Origin of the sequence: Streptomyces sp. NPDC014727 (assembly GCF_043083485.1) — a bacterium.
In the GTDB taxonomy this organism is placed as follows: domain Bacteria; phylum Actinomycetota; class Actinomycetes; order Streptomycetales; family Streptomycetaceae; genus Streptomyces.
Window position 1 is genome coordinate 121,859 of record NZ_JBIBYR010000019.1, and the last position, 18,214, is coordinate 140,072.

Here is an 18,214-nt window from a genome sequence, read left to right on the forward strand (position 1 = left end):
GGGACCGGCCCGGACAGCCGGTGAGCTCTCCGGGCGGGGGTCCTGCCCGGGGTCAGTCCCGGGCCGTGCCCAGGACCGTCGACTCCAGGTACTGCTCCGGCGCCGTGTACTGGCTCACATCGGCCGGGTTGTAGCGGGGCGTCTGCCGCGACCAGTCGAGATTGCCGCGCATCCAGCTCCGCATCCCGTCCAGGTACGGCGTGAGCATCCAGGAAAGCTGCGGGTGCGCGGCCAGCAGCTCGGCCTCGGCGGTGAGGAACCGCTCGGTCTCCGTGGCGATCTGCGCGCAGACGTGTTCGAGCGCCTGCTGCTTGCCGTATCCCCGGTGGTGACGGACCAGATGGACGAGATTGTGGATCTCGCCGAGCACCTGTTCCTTCTCGTACGAGTACACGTCGTTGGCCCAGCACACGACGTTGCACGACGCTTCGAGCGCGGTGATGAACCGGGAGTCGTTGTGGATCGACTCGGGAGCCTCGATCCCGGCCACGATCTCTATCAGGTCCATGCAGACGTGTATCGCGCCGGTGTGGCGGCGCTTGGCGATGTAGGTCTCCTCGGACGGCACCACGCCCGCCGCCCGGTTCCCGGCCTCCCAGGTGGTGGTCGTGGTGAGGTACGTGGTCAGGTGCCAGCCGAACCGGGTGCGCCAGTGCGCGGCCGCGGTCGGGATCGTCCGTTCCCACAGATCGACCAGGGCCACCACGGCGGCGGGAAGGTCCTCGTCCGGCGGGGTGCCCGTCCCCTTGCCCTCGATCACGGAACACATCACCGCGACCACATCACGTACCCGCTCGGGACTGCGGCCGAGATGTCCGTCGTCGAGCTGGTCGTCGACGAGGAACAGCCACACGAACCAGTCGGCGACGAGGTCGAGATTCCTGCTGTCGGCGGTCGGGTACACCATGCCGACGAACGCGCCGAAGTCCGCCTGCTCGAAGCGCTTCATGGCTGAATCACGGTGCACCAGACCGGTGTTGCGGATCCAGCTGTCGAGATGGACTCGGGTGTGCCCGACGTGCGGATTTGTCCGCTGGGGGAACGGGCAGTAGATGTCCGGCAGTTCGCTCTCCACGGGTGGGTCGTGATCCTCTCCGGTCGTACGGGTGACGGAAGTTGTGACCTCTCCGCCTGTTCCTCCGGGGCGCAGTGGTGACCCACGGGACCTGCGGGTTTGAAGCTACCCGACCCTTTGTCGCCAGGTCCAGGGAAGATGATCGCGAATGATTCGCATGGCGTTCGGGTAGGGTCCGTGAGCAAGGCAGGTTCCACTTGCCCGGGACTCCCGCGGTTCCCTTGGAGGAACATACGAGCGCGGGGGTCGTTTGCTGTGTCTTCGTGGAAGCGACCTGCTCCGTTTCGTATGAAAAAATGAACTTATGCGTTTTCTTGAGCCCGGCACCGGTCGCTATACAGAGTCCCCCTCGGTCCCGTACGACCTCACATACGACGATGTCTTCATGGTTCCGGGCCGTTCAGCGGTCGGTTCTCGCCAGGGTGTCGATCTCTCCTCGCCCGACGGCACCGGCACCACCATTCCGCTCGTCGTCGCGAACATGACGGCCATCGCGGGCCGTCGGATGGCCGAAACGGTCGCCCGTCGCGGCGGGCTCGTCGTCATCCCCCAGGACATCCCGATCGAGGTCGTCACCGATGTCGTCTCCTGGGTGAAGGCGCGCCATCTGGTGCTTGACACGCCGATCGTGCTGACCCCTGGCCAGACGGTCGCCGACGCGCTGTCCCTGCTGCCCAAGCGCGCACACGGCGCGGGCGTCGTCGTCGACGAGGACCGGCGCCCCGTCGGCGTCGTCACCGACCACGACCTGACCGGCGTCGACCGCTTCACCCAACTCTCCGAGGTCATGTCCAGGGACCTGGTGCTGCTCGACGCGGACATCGACCCGCGCGACGCGTTCAACAAGCTCGACGGCGCCCACCGCAAGCTCGCCCCCGCGGTCGACGCGGACGGCCGGCTCGTCGGCATCCTCACCCGTAAGGCCGCACTGCGCGCCACTCTGTACACCCCCGCCACCGACGCCGACGGCACGCTGCGGATCGCCGCGGCCGTGGGGATCAACGGCGACGTCGCGGGCAAGGCCAAGCAACTGCTCGACGCGGGTGTCGACACACTCGTCGTGGACACCGCCCACGGCCACCAGGAGTCCATGATCAACGCGGTCAGGGCCGTCCGGGCGCTCGACCCGCGGGTGCCGATCGTCGCGGGGAACATCGTCGCCGCCGAGGGTGTGCGCGACCTCGTCGAGGCCGGCGCGGACATCATCAAGGTGGGTGTCGGCCCCGGCGCCATGTGCACCACCCGGATGATGACCGGTGTGGGACGTCCGCAGTTCTCCGCCGTCCTGGAGTGTGCCGCCGAGGCGAAGAAGTACGGCAAGCACGTCTGGGCCGACGGCGGTGTCCGTCACCCGCGCGATGTCGCGATGGCGCTCGCCGCGGGCGCGTCCAACGTGATGATCGGCTCCTGGTTCGCCGGTACGTACGAGTCGCCGGGCGACCTCCAGCAGTCCGCCGACGGCCGCTTCTACAAGGAGTCCTTCGGCATGGCCTCCGCGCGTGCGGTGAAGAACCGCACGTCGGACGAGTCGGCGTACGACCGCGCCCGCAAGGCGCTCTTCGAGGAGGGCATCTCCACCTCGCGGATGTTCCTCGACCCGGCCCGGCCCGGTGTCGAGGACCTGATCGACTCGATCATCGCGGGCGTCCGCTCCTCCTGCACCTATGCCGGGGCGGCCTCCCTGGAGGAGTTCGCCGAGAAGGCCGTCGTCGGGGTGCAGAGCGCCGCCGGCTACGCCGAGGGCAAGCCGCTGCACGCCAGCTGGAACTGATCCCGCGGTCAGGTACCACCGTTGCCCCTCACGGCCGTTCGCGCCGTGGGGGGCGACGTCGTTCCCGGGTGTCCTCGCGGACACCGGAGATGTCCGGTTCCAGCCCGCGGATCCCGTGGTGATCCGCTTCAACCCCATTGAAATGTAAGTAATATGAAGCGCAATCAGCTGTCCGCCTCTCTGCGGTAAGGGATCTCATGTCCTTCTTCACTGAACTGGCCCACCAGTACATCGACGGTGAGTGGAGGCCGGGCAAGGGATCCTGGGACATCATCGATTTCAATCCGTACAACGGGGAGAAGCTCGCCTCGATCACCGTGGCCACGGCCGAGGAGGTGGACCAGGCGTACCGGTCCGCCGAGGCCGCCCAGCGGGCATGGGGCGACACCAACCCGTACGCCCGCCGGCTGGTGCTGGAGCGGGCGCTGCGCGTCGTCGAGGAGCGCGAGTCCGAGATCGGCGACGCGATCGTCGCGGAACTCGGCGGCACCCGGCTGAAGGCCGCCTTCGAGCTGCATCTCGTCAAGGAGTTCCTCCGGGAGTCGATCCAGCTCGCGCTGCGGCCCGCCGGGCAGATCCTGCCCTCGCCGACCGAGGGCAAGGAGAACCGTGTCTACCGGGTGCCCGTCGGCGTCGTGGGTGTGATCAGCCCCTTCAACTTCCCGTTCCTGCTGTCGCTGAAGTCGGTCGCCCCCGCGCTGGCGCTCGGCAACGCCGTGGTGCTCAAGCCGCACCAGAACACCCCGGTCTGCGGCGGCACGCTGGTGGCCAAGGTGTTCGAGGAGGCCGGGCTGCCGGCCGGGCTCCTGAACGTCGTGGTCACCGACATCGCCGAGATCGGTGACGCACTGCTGGAACACCCCGTGCCGCAGGTCATCTCCTTCACCGGCTCGGACAAGGTGGGACGGCACGTCGCCACGGTGTGCGCGGCGCACCTCAAGCGTGCCGTGCTCGAACTCGGCGGCAACAGCGCGCTCATCGTCCTCGACGACGCCGATCTGGACTACGCCGTGGACGCGGCCGTCTTCAGCCGCTACGTGCACCAGGGCCAGGTCTGCATGGCAGCGAACCGCATCCTGGTCGACCGGGCGGTGGAGAAGGAGTTCACCGAGAAGTTCGTCGCCAAGGTCGCGTCGCTGCCGGTCGGTGACCCGGCCGACCCGCGGACCGTGATCGGCCCGCTGATCAACTCCTCGCAGGCCGAGGCCATTTCCTCGCTCGTCGACCAGACGGTGGAGGCCGGGGCGACGGCCCTGCTGCACGGCCGGGCGGACGGCAATCTGGTGAGCCCGTCCGTGCTCACCGGTCTGGCCGCCGATTCCCCCGTCCTGTCCCAGGAGATCTTCGGGCCGGTCGCGCTCCTCGTGCCGTTCGACGGAGAGGACGAGGCGGTCCGGATCGCCAACGACACCCCGTACGGTCTGAGCGGGGCGGTGCACACGGGTGACATCGAGCGCGGTGTACGGATCGGCAAGCGCATCCACACCGGCATGATCCACATCAACGACGGCACGGTCCACGACGAGCCCATCGTCCCGTTCGGCGGCGAGAAGAGCTCCGGCCTGGGCCGGCTGAACGGCGAGTCGATGGTCGAGGCCTTCACCACCCAGAAGTGGATCTCGGTCCAGCACGGCCGCTCGCAGTTCCCGTTCTGACCGGTCACCGGATGCGGTGAGCGCGCCCGGCGGGGCGGGGCCGTGGTCTACTTCGGGGGCGGCCCACGCCGCCCCCGAACCGGACCACCGCAGAGAAGTGAACCGCCCGAAGTGCGCCTGAACGACCTCGACGAACGCATCGTCCACGCCCTCGCCGAAGACGCCCGGCGCTCCTACGCGGACATCGGCGCGATCATCGGCCTGTCCGCGCCCGCCGTGAAACGCCGCGTGGACCGCCTGCGCGCCGAGGGCGCCATCACCGGCTTCACCGTGCGGGTGGACCCGGCCGCGCTGGGCTGGGAGACCGAGGGTTTCATCGAGATCTACTGCAGCCGCAACACCTCGCCGGAAGCGATCAAGCGGGGACTGGCGCGGTACCCGGAGATCGCGTCGGCCTCCACGGTGACGGGTGAGGCCGACGCGATCGTGCAGGTCTTCGCCGCGGACATGCGCCACTTCGAGCAGGTGCTCGAACGGATCGCCGGAGAGCCGTACGTGGAGCGGACGAAGTCCGTGCTGGTGCTCTCGCCGTTGCTGCGGCGGTATTCGTCGGGGCCGCCGGGATAGGGGCGCGGGGCGTCCCACGACGTCCGCCGTGTTCGCCGTTGCCGGACGGGCCCGAGGCGCGCCGGGCGGAGGCCGGCTCGTACGGGGCGACTTGGGCGTGCGGACCGGGATGACGGGAATGAGACCTGCGTCACCCACTTGACCTGGGAAGACGCCCTGCGCAACGAATCGCCGCGGCAGGCCGTCGGAGCGCAATGGATCGACGGTGCACGCGCAACAGTCGCGCCTTGTCCGGGCCGAGCGGCGGACCGTACCTTCGATACGTCCCGCCCAGCCCGCACCGCCCGAGGTCAGCCATGCCGCCGTTGCGCACCGCCCTGCTCCAGAGTTCCGGACGACCCGGCCATGTGGACGAGAACATCAAGGTGCTCGACGAAGCCGCGCGGCGGGCGGCGGACCGTGGGGCCCGCCTGCTGGTCTGTCCCGAACTGTTCCTCACCGGATACGCGATCGGTGCCGACGTGCCCCGGCTGGCCGAGCCGGCCGACGGGCCGTCGGCCCGTGCGGTCGCCAAGATCGCCGCACGGCACGGTCTCGCGGTCCTCTACGGCTACCCGGAGCGCGCGGGCGAGCAGATCTTCAACGCCGCGCAGCTCATCGGACCGGACGGGTCCGCGCTCGCGAACTACCGCAAGACCCATCTCTTCGGCTGCTTCGAGCAGGAGTGGTTCACCCCGGGCGAGCGGACCGTGGTGCAGGCCGAACTGGACAGCGTTCGCGTCGGGATCATGATCTGCTACGACGTCGAGTTCCCGGAGAACGTCCGCTCGCACGCCCTCGCCGGTACCGATCTGCTGCTGGTGCCCACCGCGCAGATGCACCCCTTCCAGTTCGTCGCCGAATCCGTCGTACCGGTCCGCGCCTTCGAGAGCCAGCTGTACGTGGCGTACGTCAACAGGACCGGGCCGGAAGGCGAGTTCGAGTTCGTCGGGCTGAGCTGCCTGGCGGGCCCCGACGGCACCGTCCGCACCCGCGCGGGAGGCGGCGAGGAACTGGTCATCGGTGAGGTCGACCCCGAGTTCCTCAGCGCGTCGCGCGCCGCCAACCCGTACCTGAACGACCGCCGCCCCGGCCTGTACGGCTCCCTCGTCTGAGCCGGCCGCCCCGTTCCACCCCTCTTTTCCGTGCAAGGAGTCCGTACCCCATGACGTCCACGGTGCCCAACGCCGTCCAGCACACCGACGCCGCCGAGCCGATCACCATGTTCGGGCCGGACTTCCCGTACGCGTATGACGACTTCCTGGCCCACCCCGCGGGCATCGGGCAGATACCGGCGACCGAGCACGGCACCGAGGTCGCCGTCATCGGGGGCGGGCTGTCCGGCATCGTCGCCGCGTACGAACTGATGAAGATGGGACTCAAGCCCGTCGTCTACGAAGCGGACCGGATCGGTGGCCGGCTGCGCACCGTCGGGTTCGACGGCTGCGACCCGCAGCTCACGGCCGAGATGGGCGCGATGCGCTTCCCGCCGTCGTCCACCGCGCTCCAGCACTACATCGATCTGGTGGGCCTGGAGACGAAGCCGTTCCCCAACCCACTGTCCCCGGCCACCCCGTCGACCGTCGTCGACCTCAAGGGCGAGTCGCACTACGCGCGGACCATCGACGATCTGCCGCAGGTCTACCGCGATGTGATGGACGCCTGGAACCGGTGCCTGGAGGAGGGTGCCGACTTCTCCGACATGAACCGCGCGATGCGCGAACGCGATGTGCCGCGCATCCGCGAGATCTGGGCGGAGCTCGTCCGGAAGCTCGACAACCAGACCTTCTACGGATTCCTCTGCGACTCCGACGCCTTCAAGTCGTTCCGGCACCGGGAGATCTTCGGCCAGGTCGGCTTCGGCACCGGCGGCTGGGACACCGACTTCCCCAACTCCATCCTGGAGATCCTGCGCGTCGTGTACACCGAGGCGGACGACCACCACAGGGGCATCGTCGGCGGCAGCCAGCAGCTCCCGCTGCGGCTCTGGGACCGCGAACCGCGCAAGATCGTCCACTGGCCGCTCGGAACCTCGCTGTCGTCGCTGCACGGCGGAGAGCCGCGCCCCGCGGTGACCCGGCTGAACCGCACCGCAGGGAACCGGATCACCGTCACCGACACCACGGGTGACATCCGTACGTACCCGGCCGCGATCTTCACCGGACAGTCCTGGCTGCTGCTCTCGAAGATCGACTGTGACGACGCGCTCTTCCCGATCGACCACTGGACGGCGATGGAGCGCACCCACTACATGGAGTCGTCCAAGCTGTTCGTGCCTGTCGACCGGCCGTTCTGGCTGGACGGAGCCGTCGACGACCGGGGCGCGCCGACCGGGCGGGACACCATGTCGATGACGCTCACCGACCGGATGACCCGCGGCACGTACCTCCTGGACGACGGCCCCGACAGGCCGGCCGTCATCTGCCTCTCGTACACCTGGTGCGACGACAGCCTGAAGTGGCTGCCGCTCTCCCCGAACGAGCGCATGGACGTCATGCTGAAGTCGCTCGGCGAGATCTATCCCGACGTCGACATCAGGAAGCACGTCATCGGCAACCCGGTGACGGTCTCGTGGGAGAACGAGCCCTGGTTCATGGGGGCGTTCAAGGCCAATCTGCCGGGCCACTACCGCTACCAGCGGCGGCTGTTCACCCACTTCATGCAGGACCGGCTGCCCGCCGACCGACGGGGTCTGTTCCTCGCGGGCGACGACATCTCCTGGACGGCCGGATGGGCCGAGGGCGCCGTACAGACCGCGCTCAACGCCGTCTGGGGTGTGATGACCCGGTTCGGCGGCGCGACCGATGCGACGAACCCCGGCCCCGGCGATGTCTTCGACGACATCGCCCCGGTCGAACTCCCGGAGGACTGAGGCTGGTTCGCGACCCGTTCGGTGCTACGCGGGCCGGCAGACGCTGCGCTGCCGGCCGAGGCCCGAGATCTCGACCTCCATCACGTCGTCCGGGCCCAGGTAGGGGAACCGGCCCGACAGCGCCACCCCCTGCGGAGTACCGGTGTTGATGATGTCGCCGGGCTCCAGCACCAGGTACTGCGACAGATGGTGCACCAGATGCGCCACGCTGAAGATCATGTCCGCGGTGCTGGAGTCCTGCCGCGGCTCCCCGTTCACAAAGCTGCGCAGCCGCAGCTGCTGCGGGTCACCGACCTCGTCGGCCGTCACCAGCACCGGGCCCAGCGGGTTGAACGTGGCGCAGCTCTTGCCCTTGGACCACTGGCCGCCCGACTCCTCCAGCTGGAAGGCGCGTTCGGAGACATCGTTGCTGACGGCGTATCCCGCGATGTGCGCGGCGGCGTCGGCGGGGGAGTTCAGGTAGGAGGCGCGGCGGCCGATGACGACGGCCAGCTCCACCTCCCAGTCGGTCTTCTTCGAGCCGCGTGGGATCAGCACGTCGTCGTACGGGCCGACGATCGTGTTCGGCGACTTGTAGAACAGGATCGGCTGCTCGGGCGGCTCGCTGCCCGACTCCGCCGCGTGGGCCGCGTAGTTCTGGCCGATGCAGAGCAGCGCGGAGGGGCGGGCCACCGGAGCGCCGATCCGCTGACCGGTGATGTCGATCCCGGGGAGCGCCGGTTCGGCGGGCACCAGGTTCGGATGGTCGGCGAGCGCGGCGAGGAACGCGCCGTCGATGTCGTCGGTGATGCCGGACAGGTCGTGGTGACGGCCCTCGGGGCAGATGGCGACGGGGCGCTCATGGCCCGGTTCACCGATGCGCATCAGTCGCATGGAGGTGAGTTCTCCTGACAGGTATGGGGGTCGAGGGGGAAAAGGCGGACATGGCCCGCCTCGCGGGACAGCCCTCAGTGCAGACGGACGAGGGCATCGGCGGTGACGGCGTGGAGCGGAGGGCGTCCGGAGAGCAGCCGCAGCACCTCGTCGACGGCGCTCGTGCCGAGCCGCCGCCGGCACTCCACACTGCCCGCCGCCTGGTGCGGGGTGAGCAGCACGTTCGGCAGGGAGCGGAAGGGGTGGCCGACGGGCAGCGGCTCGGCGTCGAAGACGTCGATCGCCGCGTCCAGCCGTCCGGTCGACAGCTCGGCGAGGAGCGCGTCCTCGTCGACCAGCCACGACCTGGCGGTGTTCACCAGGCCCGCCCCGTCCGGCATCAGCGCCAGCTGTTCGGCGCCGATCATCCTGTGGGTCTCCTCGGTGACCGGCGCGTGCACGGCCACGATCCTGCTGCGGGACAGCAGTGTCCGAAGGGGCACGGACTCCACGCCGAGCGCCTCGGCGTCCTCGTCGCAGAGGTACGGGTCGGTGACGCCGACCCGTGCCCCCATCGCCCGCACCAGGGCGATGTAGGCACGTCCGGTGCGGGAGGCGCCGATCACGCCGATGTCGCTGCCGTGGATCTCGTGGCGCGGCGGGGCCTCGCTCGCCGCCGCCCACTCCAGCCCGCCGCGCAGGGCGTGGTCGAAGCGCTGGACACGGTGGAGCAGCGAGAGCGTGAACGCCAGGGCCACCTCGGCGACCGGACGGGCCATCTCGTCCCCCGCCTGGGTGACCAGGATGCCCCGCCGGAACACCTCCTCGGTGACATAGGGCGCGACCGCAGAACCGGTGTGCGCCACCAGTTCCAACCGGTCGGCCGACGCGAGGAGTTCGGCGTCCACCTTGGGCGCGCGCCACGAGGTGATCAGTGCGCGGGCGCCGGGCAGCGCCGCGGCCACCGCCGCCCGGTCGCCGTGGTCGTCCAGAACCGTCAGTTCCGCCGCGCGCTCCAGCTCCCGCCAGACCTCGGCGGTGAAGAACTGGGCCCGCAGGCCCGGCGGTACGGCGACAACCACCCGTGAGCGGTCGGCAGGATCAGGAGAGCCAGTCATCGAGGTGCTCCGCAACGAAGGCGTCATCGGTCAGCCAAGGGTAGGCCGCGGCCACCCGGCTGATCTCCTCGGCCTGTCCGGGGGAGAGCGTCTCGGCCGGGTCCAGGCACCGGATGTTCGCCAACAGCCCCTGGCGATGCAGCACTTCGTGCACCCCGGCGATGCAGCCGCGGAACGCGCCGCGCACATCGAAGACCGCGCTGTTGGCATCGGTCAGCTCGGAGCGACGCGTCAGAGCGCGCACCATCGCCTCGTGGTCCCCGCCGCGTGCCCTGCGGACGTCGTCGAGGAGCGTCACCGCGGAGCTCGTCCACACGGCCCACTGACCGAGCAGGCCGCCCGCGAACCAGCGCGGTGTGCCGCCCGCCGTCTCGTACGGGGTGAGCAGATCACCGATGATGTCGTCGTCGTTGCCGGTGTACAGAGCCACCTCGTCGGCCCGGTCCGCGGCGGCCACCGCCCGTACGACATCGGCCGTGCGGTACCGGTCGAAGGGGGCGATCTTCACCGCGACCGTGTTCGGCAGATCGGTGAACGCGGACCAGAAGCCCGGCGACAGGTACCGCCCGCCGACGGCCTCCTGGAGGTAGAAGCCGATCACCGGCAGCACGTCGCCGACCGCCCTGGCCCGGTCCAGCAGACCCTTCTCGTCAGCGCCGGGCACGGCCGGGCTGAGCAGCACCGCGTCGTAGCCGAGCGCGGCGGCGGTCTCGGCCTCGGCGACGGCCTGCGCGGTGTACCCGCAGGCCCCGGCGACCTTGATGAACGGCCGTCCGGCCTCGGCGTCGATCGTCTCGGCGGCCAGCTCCAGGACCGGCCGGAACAGACCGACGTCCGGTTTCCGGATCTCGAACTGCGTGGTGTGGACGGCGACGGCGACCCCGCCCGCGCCGGAAGCGAGGTAGTAGCGGGTCAGCGCGCGCTGCCGGCGCTCGTCGAAGGAGCCGTCGGCGTGCAGGGCCAGCGGGTGGGCGGGGATCACGGCACCGCGGGCCAGCACGTCCAGGGCCGGAGAGGACAGGAGGGAGGGAGTGGACATGGAGTGGATCAGAACCTTCCGTCACGGACCTGGAACTTGGTGGGCTTGCCGGACAGCGGCAGCCCGCGGCGCAGCCAGTCGGCCTGCCACTCGACGAGGGTGCGCAGGGCGACATCCGGATAGCCGAAGAGGGCGTGGCAGCGGCTCGCGTCGGAGAGCAGGGCGGTGGGTGCCTCCTCGCCCGCGAGGACCGGTTCCCGGTCGAACTCCTCGCCGAACCACCGCGCGAGGCGGCGCACCGACGCGGTCTCGGGCCCGGTCAGGTTGATGGTGAATGCCTCGCCGTCGGTGGCGTGCAGCAGGGAACGCAGCGCGACCTCGTTCGCGTACCGCTGCCACACCACATTGGCGTGACCGGTCGTCACATCGACGGGCTCGCCGGACTGTACGCGGTGCGCGATGTCGGCGAGGACGCCGTAGCGCAGGTCGACCGCGTAGTTGAGACGGATGTTGGCGACCCTGGTACCCCGGGTCAGCGCCGCGTGGCCGAACATCCGCTCGCGGCCCAGGCACGACATGGCGTACTCGCCGACCGGGCCGACCGGGTCGCTCTCGGTGCAGCCGCCGGAGGCGACCGGCACCAGCGGGTACACGTTGCCGGTGGAGAACGCGGCGATCCGCGAATCCGGCCAGCGGCGCGCCACCCGGTCCGGCATCGCGGCGTTCACCGCCCAGGCGTGCGAGGGCGCGCCGGCGGAGCCGAACTTGGCGCCGACCATGAAGACGATGTTCCCGGCGTCGGGCAGCTCGGCCAGATCGGCGGCCGGGTCCATCAGGTCGAAGGCGACGGTGGAGACGCCGGCCGCCTCCAGTGCGTCGGCGGCGGACTTGTCGGACCAGCGGGAGACGGCGTACACGGTCACATCGCTGCGGCCCGCGGCGTCCAGTGCCCGGCGGGCCAGCTTGCACAGGCTGGGGCCCATCTTGCCGCCGGCGCCGAGCACCAGCAGATCGCCTTCGAGGCGGCCGAGGTCGGCGACGAGCGCGGGGGAGGGGGTGGCGAGCCGCTCTTCCAGAGCGGCCTCATCGGTGAACATTCGTAGCTATCCCTTGATTCCGGACGCGGTGACGCCCTCGGTGAAGTAGCGCTGGCCCACCATGTACGCGGCGAAGATGGGCACGAACGCGATGACGGAGCCGGAGAGCACCACATTGAGCGGCACGTTCTGCTGCTGGAGCGAGGCGATGCCGACGGTGAGGGTGCGCATGTCGGTGGACTGGCCGATGACCAGCGGCCACAGGAAGTCGTTCCAGTGCCACAGGAAGACGAAGACGCCGAGCGTGGCGAGGATCGGCTTCAGCAGCGGCAGCACGATGCGGTAGAAGATCTGCCACTCGTTGCAGCCGTCCAGCCGGGCGGCCTCGAAGAGTTCGTCCGGCAGTCCCTGGATGAACTGCCGCATCAGGAAGACCGCCTGGGCGTTGGCCAGGGTCGGCACGATCAGGCCCCAGTAGGTGTCCACGCCGCCCAGCTTCGCGATCATCGCGAAGGTGGGGATCATCGTGACGTGGTACGGGACCATCACCATCGACAGGAACGACCAGAACATCGTCTCCCGGCCGGGGAAGCGCTTCTTGGCGAAGGCGTACCCTGCGAGCGAGGCGAGCAGCAGCACGCCGACGACCGAGACGACCGAGTAGAGCAGGGTGTTGACCAGCCAGCGCGGCACGTCCTGGGAGTTCATGACGGTGTCGTACGCCTCGCCGGTCAGTGGCCAGGGCAGCAGACTGCCGGGGAACTCGACCGCCGCGGCGGGCTTCAGCGAGAGCACGACCATCGCGTAGAACGGGAAGATCGTGACGATCGCGGCCACGGTCAGCAGGACGGCGCGGCCGATCCGGCCGGCCCGGGTGGGCCGCATGCCGTACGGGACGGTGTCCTGCTCCGAGAGCTTGCGCAGCTTGCGTTCGGCCCGGCGGGCGGCCCGGTCGGGCGACGCGGGAGCCGTGTCCGCGGGCGGGGTCTCGGTCTCTACGGGTGCTGCGGTCATGGTCACTGGTCCTTCCCGATCACGAGGCGCTGGATCACCGCGACCACCACGGTCAGCGCGAAGAGCGCGACGCCGATGGCGGAGGCGTAACCCAGGTCGAAGTACTTGAAGCCCGCGTCGTAGAGCTGGAAGACGAGCGTGTAGCTGGCGTTGGCGGGGCCGCCGCCGGTCATCGTGTAGACCGCGTCGAAGACCTGGAACGAGGCCGTCGTCTCGATCACGGCGAGGAAGAAGAGGGCGGGCTTGAGCTGTGGCAGCACGATGTGCCGGAAGCGCTGCCAGGGGTCGGCGCCGTCGGTGAGGGCCGCCTCCTCCAGCTCCCGCGGGATGTCCTGCATCCGGGCCAGCAGGATGAGCATCCCGTACCCGAACCGGGACCAGACACCGACGATCGCGAGCGCGGGCAGCACCAGCACGTCGTCGGAGAGCCAGGAGCCCTCGGACATCCCGAACCAGCTCATCAGCGTGGACCACGGGCCGCCGGTCGAGAAGATCCAGACGAAGACGGTGGCGGCCAGCACCAGCGAGGTGACGACCGGCAGGAAGAACACCGAACGGAAGAACTTGGCGCCACGGAACGCACGGCGGGTGATCAGGGCCAGGGACACCGACGCGATCAGCGTGCCCGGCACGGCGAGCACGGTGTACAGGACGGTGACCTTCAGCGCCTGCCAGAACAGCGGATCGTCCCACAGGCGGGTGAAGTTGTCCAGCCCGACGAAGCTGCCGCCGCCGGTCAGGGAGTAGTCGGTGAAGCTCATCAGCACACCGGCGATGCCCGGACCGAACCGGAAGGCCAGGAAGAGCAGGAAGCACGGCAGGACGAACAGCAGGCCGATCCGGGCCTCGCGGCGCGCCTGCGGCCCGCTGCGACGGCCCCGGCGGCGGGTGGGTTCCGCGACGACTGCCACGGGGATCTCCTTGCGGTACGGGGGAATTGCGGGGGTCGGGGGGAATACCCCCAGGGGTGCGGGGCCGGGGTCCGGGTGCGGCCGGACCCGGCCCCGCGCGTGATCAGCGGCCGAGCATCGCCTGCGCGGCCTTCTGCGCGGCGTTCAGCGCCTCCTGCGGGCTCTTCTTGCCCAGCAGCGCCGCCTGGATCTCCGGTGCGAGCACGCCCTGGACCTCACGGGCCTTGTCCTGGAGCGGGCCCACGGTCATGCTCGGCAGCGTCGCGCCGACCGCCGTCTGCAGCGCGTCCTCCGGGTACAGGTCGCCACCGGACTTGCGGGCCGGGAAGTAGCCCGCGGCCTTCTGCAGACCGGCAGCGTTCTTCGACTCGGCGACGAAGTTCAGCCAGTCTCCGGTGTTCTTCTTGTCGGCGCCCTTCAGCATCGACAGGGCACCCACCGTGCCGTAGCCGACGGGCTTGACGTCCTTCAGCGGCGGCTGGACGACGATGTTCTCCTTGCCCCAGAACGGCTCGACGTCGGTCGGGGTGTTCTGCCAGGTACAGGCGATCTTGCCCTTGGCGGTCGGGGTCTGCTCCAGCTTGGGAGTAGTGGTGACCAGGTCCTTGTCGGTGTAGCCGCCGTCGACGAGCTCCTTGAGGTACGTCAGGGCCTTGACGCCGGCCGCGTCGTTGAAGGTGACGTTCTTGCCGTCCTCGGAGAAGACGTCGCCGCCGGCCTGCCACAGCAGCGGGTAGAAGGTCATGTTGAGCGTCTGCTGGGTGTCGCCGTAGTAGGTGGTGGCGTAGTAGCCCTTCTTCTTCAGCTTCGGGGCCAGCGCCTGAAGGTCCGTCCAGCTCGTCGGGTAGCTCTTCTCACCGATCGCGGCGAACACCCGCTTGTCGCAGATCAGCGGGTTGGCGCTGGTCAGGATCGGGGTGGCGAGGGCCTTGCCGTCGACCGTGACGGACTTCAGCGCGAAGTCCGTGTAGTCCGACTTGGCGTCGGCGGGCATGTAGTCGTCGGCCGGGACGATGCTCTTGGCGTACTTCGGCAGCTGGTCCGGGATCAGGTAGACCGCGTCGGGGCCCTTGCCGGAGGCGATCGCGGTGGCCAGCGCGGTGTCGCGGTTGGCCCATGGGAAGGTCTCCACCTTCACCTTGACGCCCGAGTGCTCCTTCTCGAACGCCTTGACGAGACCGTCCCAGTACGCCTTGTTCTTGGCCTCGTCGAAGATGACCGGGTAGGTCCACATGGTGACGGTGTTGTCGGCGCTGCCACTGCCGGAACAGCCGGCCAGCACCCCGGCGGCGAGCGCGGTGGCCAGGACGGGCGCGGCGACGGCACGGACTCTGGAACGGCGGGTGAGAAGACGGGACATGAGGTGGTCCTCCGAGGACGTGAGGGTGGGGCGGGGAAGAGGGGGTGTCACTTGGCCGGCACCGTCTGGACGGTGGCGGTGTGCCGGGCGCGTTCCGCGGCGAACGCCGCGAGATGGCTGCCGAGCGAGGTGGCGGGACCGGAGCGGACGGCCCCGGCGTCACCGGTGGCGACGGCGGTGACGAACGCCTCCACGAGCGCGGCGTCCCCGCCGCCGTGCCCGTCGGCCGCGTTCGACCCGGACGCGCCGAGTTCGTGGACGGTGCTCTCGCCGGTCCGGAAGTCCTGCACAGTGACCCGCTCGCCGTCACCGATGAGCCAGCCGTGCGAGCCGAAGATCCGGGTCTGCCGGTGCGTCTGCTCGGTGAACGCCACCATCTGGAAGGTCGCGGTCACCCCGTCCGTCAGCTGCATCGCCAGGACCTGGTGGTCGACCACGTCGTTGTCGCCGCGGTACGCGCAGACGCCGTACGGCCCCTCGCGCAGCGCCTGCACGAGACCGGCTTCGTCGGTCGCCTCGGTGACATGGGTGACCGGCCAGACGGCGCCCTTCTCGCGCAGGGTCGGCATGTACAGCTTCAGTGCGCTGTACGGGCAGCCGGACTCGACCGCGCAGTCCAGACAGCGGTCGGCGGACCCGGCCGGAGCGTTCTCGGGCCGGAAGTGCTTCAGCCCGCCGAAGCTCGTGACCTGTTCGATCCGGCCGCCCATGACGTACGTGATCCAGTCCAGGTCGTGGCAGGACTTGGCGAGCAGCATCGGGGAGGAGTCCTTCTCGCTGCGCCACGGCCCGCGTACATAGCTGTGGGCGTAGTGCCACCAGCCGACCGGCTCCAGATGGTCGAGGGAGACCAGCTGGCCGAGCACGCCGGAGTCCACGACCTCCTTCACCAGATCGGTGTACGGGGTGTACCGCATGACGTGGCACACGGCGAAGAGGACCCCGGCCCGCTCCACACCCTCGACGATCCGCCGGGTCTCGTCCTCGGTCGGGGCGAGGGGCTTCTCGGCGAGGATCGCGTATCCGGCCTCGGCCAGGGCCAGTACCGGCTCCACGTGGAAACGGTCCTGGGTGGCGACGACGACGGCGTCGGCGATGCGGTTCTCGACGAGCGGCCGCCAGTCGTCGAACTCGACGGGTGCGCCGGCGGCGGCCCGCGCCGCGGGGCGCGGATCGGCGACGGCGACGAGTTCGGCGCGCTCGGGGTGCGCCTTGATCCACTCGGCGTACGTCAGACCGCGGTTGCCGGCGCCGACGAGCGCGACCCGTACGGGGCGGCCGGTGATCGGGTTATGCGTGGACACAGGAATCCCTGGTGCTCGATGGGTTGGGGTCTTTCGTCTGGATCAGGCCGGACCTCGCGAGCCCGGCCTGATCCGAACGAGAGTCCCCGAGGTGGTCAGAAGCGCAGCGTGGCCGCGGTGTGGGCGACCCGGTCGCCTTCGTCGGGCAGTGCGGTGCGTTCGGTGCCGTCCTCGACGCAGCCGGTGTGCAGCAGATGGCTGGTGGCGCCGCCGAACGCCGGGGGCCGCAGTTCGAGCCGTCCGCCGGTGAAGGTGGAGCCGGTGGCCCGGTAGCGGTTGGGGCCCTCGGTGACCAGCACGTGGGCGGTGCCCTTGGGCGCGGTCGAGTCGAGGCCGGTCAGCTGCCAGTCCACGGTCCGTCCGGAACCGGTGCGGGCCAGCAGGGCGCCGTCCTTGTTGGTGCCGGTCAGCCGCGTGCCGTCGACGCGCAGTCGCTGGTCCTTGGACGAGGTCAGCTTCAGCCCGGAGTCGCGGAGTTCGCCGCCGAGGACGGTGATGTCGGTGTGCGCGAGCGAAACGGGGGCGGTGTCCTTGGAGCCGGTCAGGGTGCACTGGTCCAGGACGAGCGGCCCGGTGCCGTTGAAGACCGCGCCGTCGACGCCCTTCAGTGTGCTGCGCTGCAGGGTGAGCGGAGCGGTCACATTGGCCTGGGTTATCTCCGCGCCCGCGGAGAACGCGAACGAGGAGTCGGCGATCACATTGGGGCGGGCGGACAGGTCCGATGCCCGGGAGACGATCAGCGGGCCGGTGGCGGTACAGCCGCGCATCTGCACGCCGTCGGCGTTGACCCAGAGCATGCCGGAGCCGGAGAGCGACTTCTTGCCGATGACCAGGACGTCTTCCAGCGTCAGATCGGTGATCTTGACCCGGGCGACGAACCAGGAGCAGGCGTGTCTGCGTACGGTGATCCGCTTGGCCCTGCCGCCCCAGGCGGCACCGGAGTTGGCGAACGTCATCAGGCCGGAATTGCCGGTGTAGACGAGGTCGTGCTCGAACTGGCCGTGCGTCACGAACGGACCCTCGTCGTCACCGTCGCCGTGGCAGTTGGTGACGTAGCAGTAGGCGGAGGCCGTGAAGTCGTTGAGATGGCGGGCGTTGGAGGTGTGACAGTCCTCGACGTGCCCGTACAGGCAGTAGATCTGCTGGGTGAGGTAGCCCGCGCCGCCGTACGTGACGGACTTGGGGTTGGTCAGCGAGCACTGCTTGGTGCGGTAGTACGTGCACCAGCGGCGCATCACGACCGGCCAGAAGGTGCCGATCGCCTCGATGCCGGAGACGTCGCAGCGGACCGCGTACTCGTACGCGACCGGGTGCGAGCCGGTCATCTCGTCGTCGCCCCAGCCCTCGAAGACCATGTTGCGGACATGGGCGCGATCGACGGGTTCGATCCGGGTCCAGGTGAGGGTGCGGCCGGCGGCCAGGTCCCAGCCGATCTGGTAGTTGACCCGGATGTGCGTCGAGTCGACGACGTCGGTGACCTGGACGAGGCGCTGGATCTCCTTCTCGTACTTCCCCGCCAGGGCGTTGATCTCCACGGCCCACCACTGGCCGACGGCGAACTTCGACGAGTCGCCCACCTCGAACAGGTCCGAGAGGTCCGGCATCGCCGCGCTCAGGGTGTGTTCGACGGTGGTGTCGGTGACGGTGCCGCGGAAGGAGAGGACGGCGCCGAAGGGGTTGTCGTGGGTGTTCTTCTCGATGCCTTCGGTGCGTATGCGGT

The 18,214-nt window shown here is 69.6% G+C and carries 15 protein-coding genes; 5 read left to right on the plus strand and 10 right to left on the minus strand.

The annotated features are described in order from the left end of the window. Positions 1 to 52 precede the first annotated feature (52 nt). Positions 53 to 1,075, minus strand: coding sequence for a terpene cyclase (locus ACF1B9_RS26835; protein ID WP_391740132.1), 1,023 nt, complete (start codon positions 1,073 to 1,075; stop codon positions 53 to 55). 304 nt (positions 1,076 to 1,379) lie between these two features. Between ACF1B9_RS26835 and ACF1B9_RS26840 the strand changes: the two genes are divergently transcribed. The 5 genes from ACF1B9_RS26840 (at position 1,380) to ACF1B9_RS26860 (ending at position 7,919) form a co-directional block, all read left to right on the plus strand. Beyond that, on the plus strand, positions 1,380 to 2,846 hold the full coding sequence (locus ACF1B9_RS26840; RefSeq protein ID WP_391740131.1) for a GuaB1 family IMP dehydrogenase-related protein: 1,467 nt from the start codon (positions 1,380 to 1,382) through the stop codon (positions 2,844 to 2,846). Between the two features lie 197 nt (positions 2,847 to 3,043). Continuing rightward, on the plus strand, positions 3,044 to 4,501 hold the full coding sequence (locus tag ACF1B9_RS26845; RefSeq protein WP_391740130.1) for an aldehyde dehydrogenase family protein: 1,458 nt from the start codon (positions 3,044 to 3,046) through the stop codon (positions 4,499 to 4,501). 111 nt (positions 4,502 to 4,612) lie between these two features. Continuing rightward, a complete protein-coding gene (locus tag ACF1B9_RS26850; protein ID WP_391740129.1) occupies positions 4,613 to 5,068 on the plus strand; it encodes an Lrp/AsnC family transcriptional regulator in 456 nt (151 codons plus the stop codon). Between the two features lie 296 nt (positions 5,069 to 5,364). After that, positions 5,365 to 6,162, plus strand: coding sequence for a carbon-nitrogen hydrolase family protein (locus ACF1B9_RS26855; protein ID WP_391740127.1), 798 nt, complete (start codon positions 5,365 to 5,367; stop codon positions 6,160 to 6,162). A gap of 50 nt (positions 6,163 to 6,212) precedes the next feature. Next, positions 6,213 to 7,919 (plus strand): flavin monoamine oxidase family protein, encoded by a 1,707-nt coding sequence (locus tag ACF1B9_RS26860; protein WP_391740126.1) that lies wholly within the window; start codon positions 6,213 to 6,215, stop codon positions 7,917 to 7,919. Between the two features lie 24 nt (positions 7,920 to 7,943). Here ACF1B9_RS26860 and ACF1B9_RS26865 read toward each other — a convergent pair whose 3' ends face one another. From ACF1B9_RS26865 to ACF1B9_RS26905, 9 genes are all read right to left on the minus strand, one after another. Continuing rightward, positions 7,944 to 8,792 (minus strand): fumarylacetoacetate hydrolase family protein, encoded by an 849-nt coding sequence (locus ACF1B9_RS26865; RefSeq protein WP_391740125.1) that lies wholly within the window; start codon positions 8,790 to 8,792, stop codon positions 7,944 to 7,946. 74 nt (positions 8,793 to 8,866) lie between these two features. Further along, positions 8,867 to 9,889: a hydroxyacid dehydrogenase gene (locus tag ACF1B9_RS26870; RefSeq protein WP_391740124.1), complete on the minus strand. Its 1,023-nt coding sequence runs from the start codon at positions 9,887 to 9,889 to the stop codon at positions 8,867 to 8,869. Further along, positions 9,873 to 10,928 (minus strand): dihydrodipicolinate synthase family protein, encoded by a 1,056-nt coding sequence (locus ACF1B9_RS26875; RefSeq protein WP_391740122.1) that lies wholly within the window; start codon positions 10,926 to 10,928, stop codon positions 9,873 to 9,875. The genes ACF1B9_RS26870 and ACF1B9_RS26875 overlap by 17 nt, the downstream gene beginning before the upstream one ends. A gap of 8 nt (positions 10,929 to 10,936) precedes the next feature. After that, on the minus strand, positions 10,937 to 11,965 hold the full coding sequence (locus tag ACF1B9_RS26880) for an NAD-dependent epimerase/dehydratase family protein (RefSeq protein ID WP_391740121.1): 1,029 nt from the start codon (positions 11,963 to 11,965) through the stop codon (positions 10,937 to 10,939). Positions 11,966 to 11,971: 6 nt separating this feature from the next. Beyond that, positions 11,972 to 12,919 (minus strand): carbohydrate ABC transporter permease, encoded by a 948-nt coding sequence (locus ACF1B9_RS26885; RefSeq protein WP_391740120.1) that lies wholly within the window; start codon positions 12,917 to 12,919, stop codon positions 11,972 to 11,974. Positions 12,920 to 12,921: 2 nt separating this feature from the next. After that, the gene (locus ACF1B9_RS26890; protein ID WP_391740118.1) at positions 12,922 to 13,830 is read right to left on the minus strand and encodes a carbohydrate ABC transporter permease; all 909 of its coding nucleotides are present in this window, start codon (positions 13,828 to 13,830) and stop codon (positions 12,922 to 12,924) included. Positions 13,831 to 13,933: 103 nt separating this feature from the next. Next, entirely contained in the window at positions 13,934 to 15,190 is a 1,257-nt protein-coding gene (locus ACF1B9_RS26895) for an ABC transporter substrate-binding protein (protein WP_391740116.1), read from the minus strand. Positions 15,191 to 15,237: 47 nt separating this feature from the next. Further along, complete coding sequence (locus ACF1B9_RS26900) at positions 15,238 to 16,494, minus strand: Gfo/Idh/MocA family protein (RefSeq protein ID WP_391740115.1); 1,257 nt, start codon at positions 16,492 to 16,494, stop codon at positions 15,238 to 15,240. A 95-nt stretch (positions 16,495 to 16,589) separates the two neighbouring features. Further along, positions 16,590 to 18,214, minus strand: a 1,625-nt coding sequence (locus ACF1B9_RS26905; RefSeq protein ID WP_391740114.1) for a peptidase C14, incomplete at its 5' end; no start/stop codon positions are given.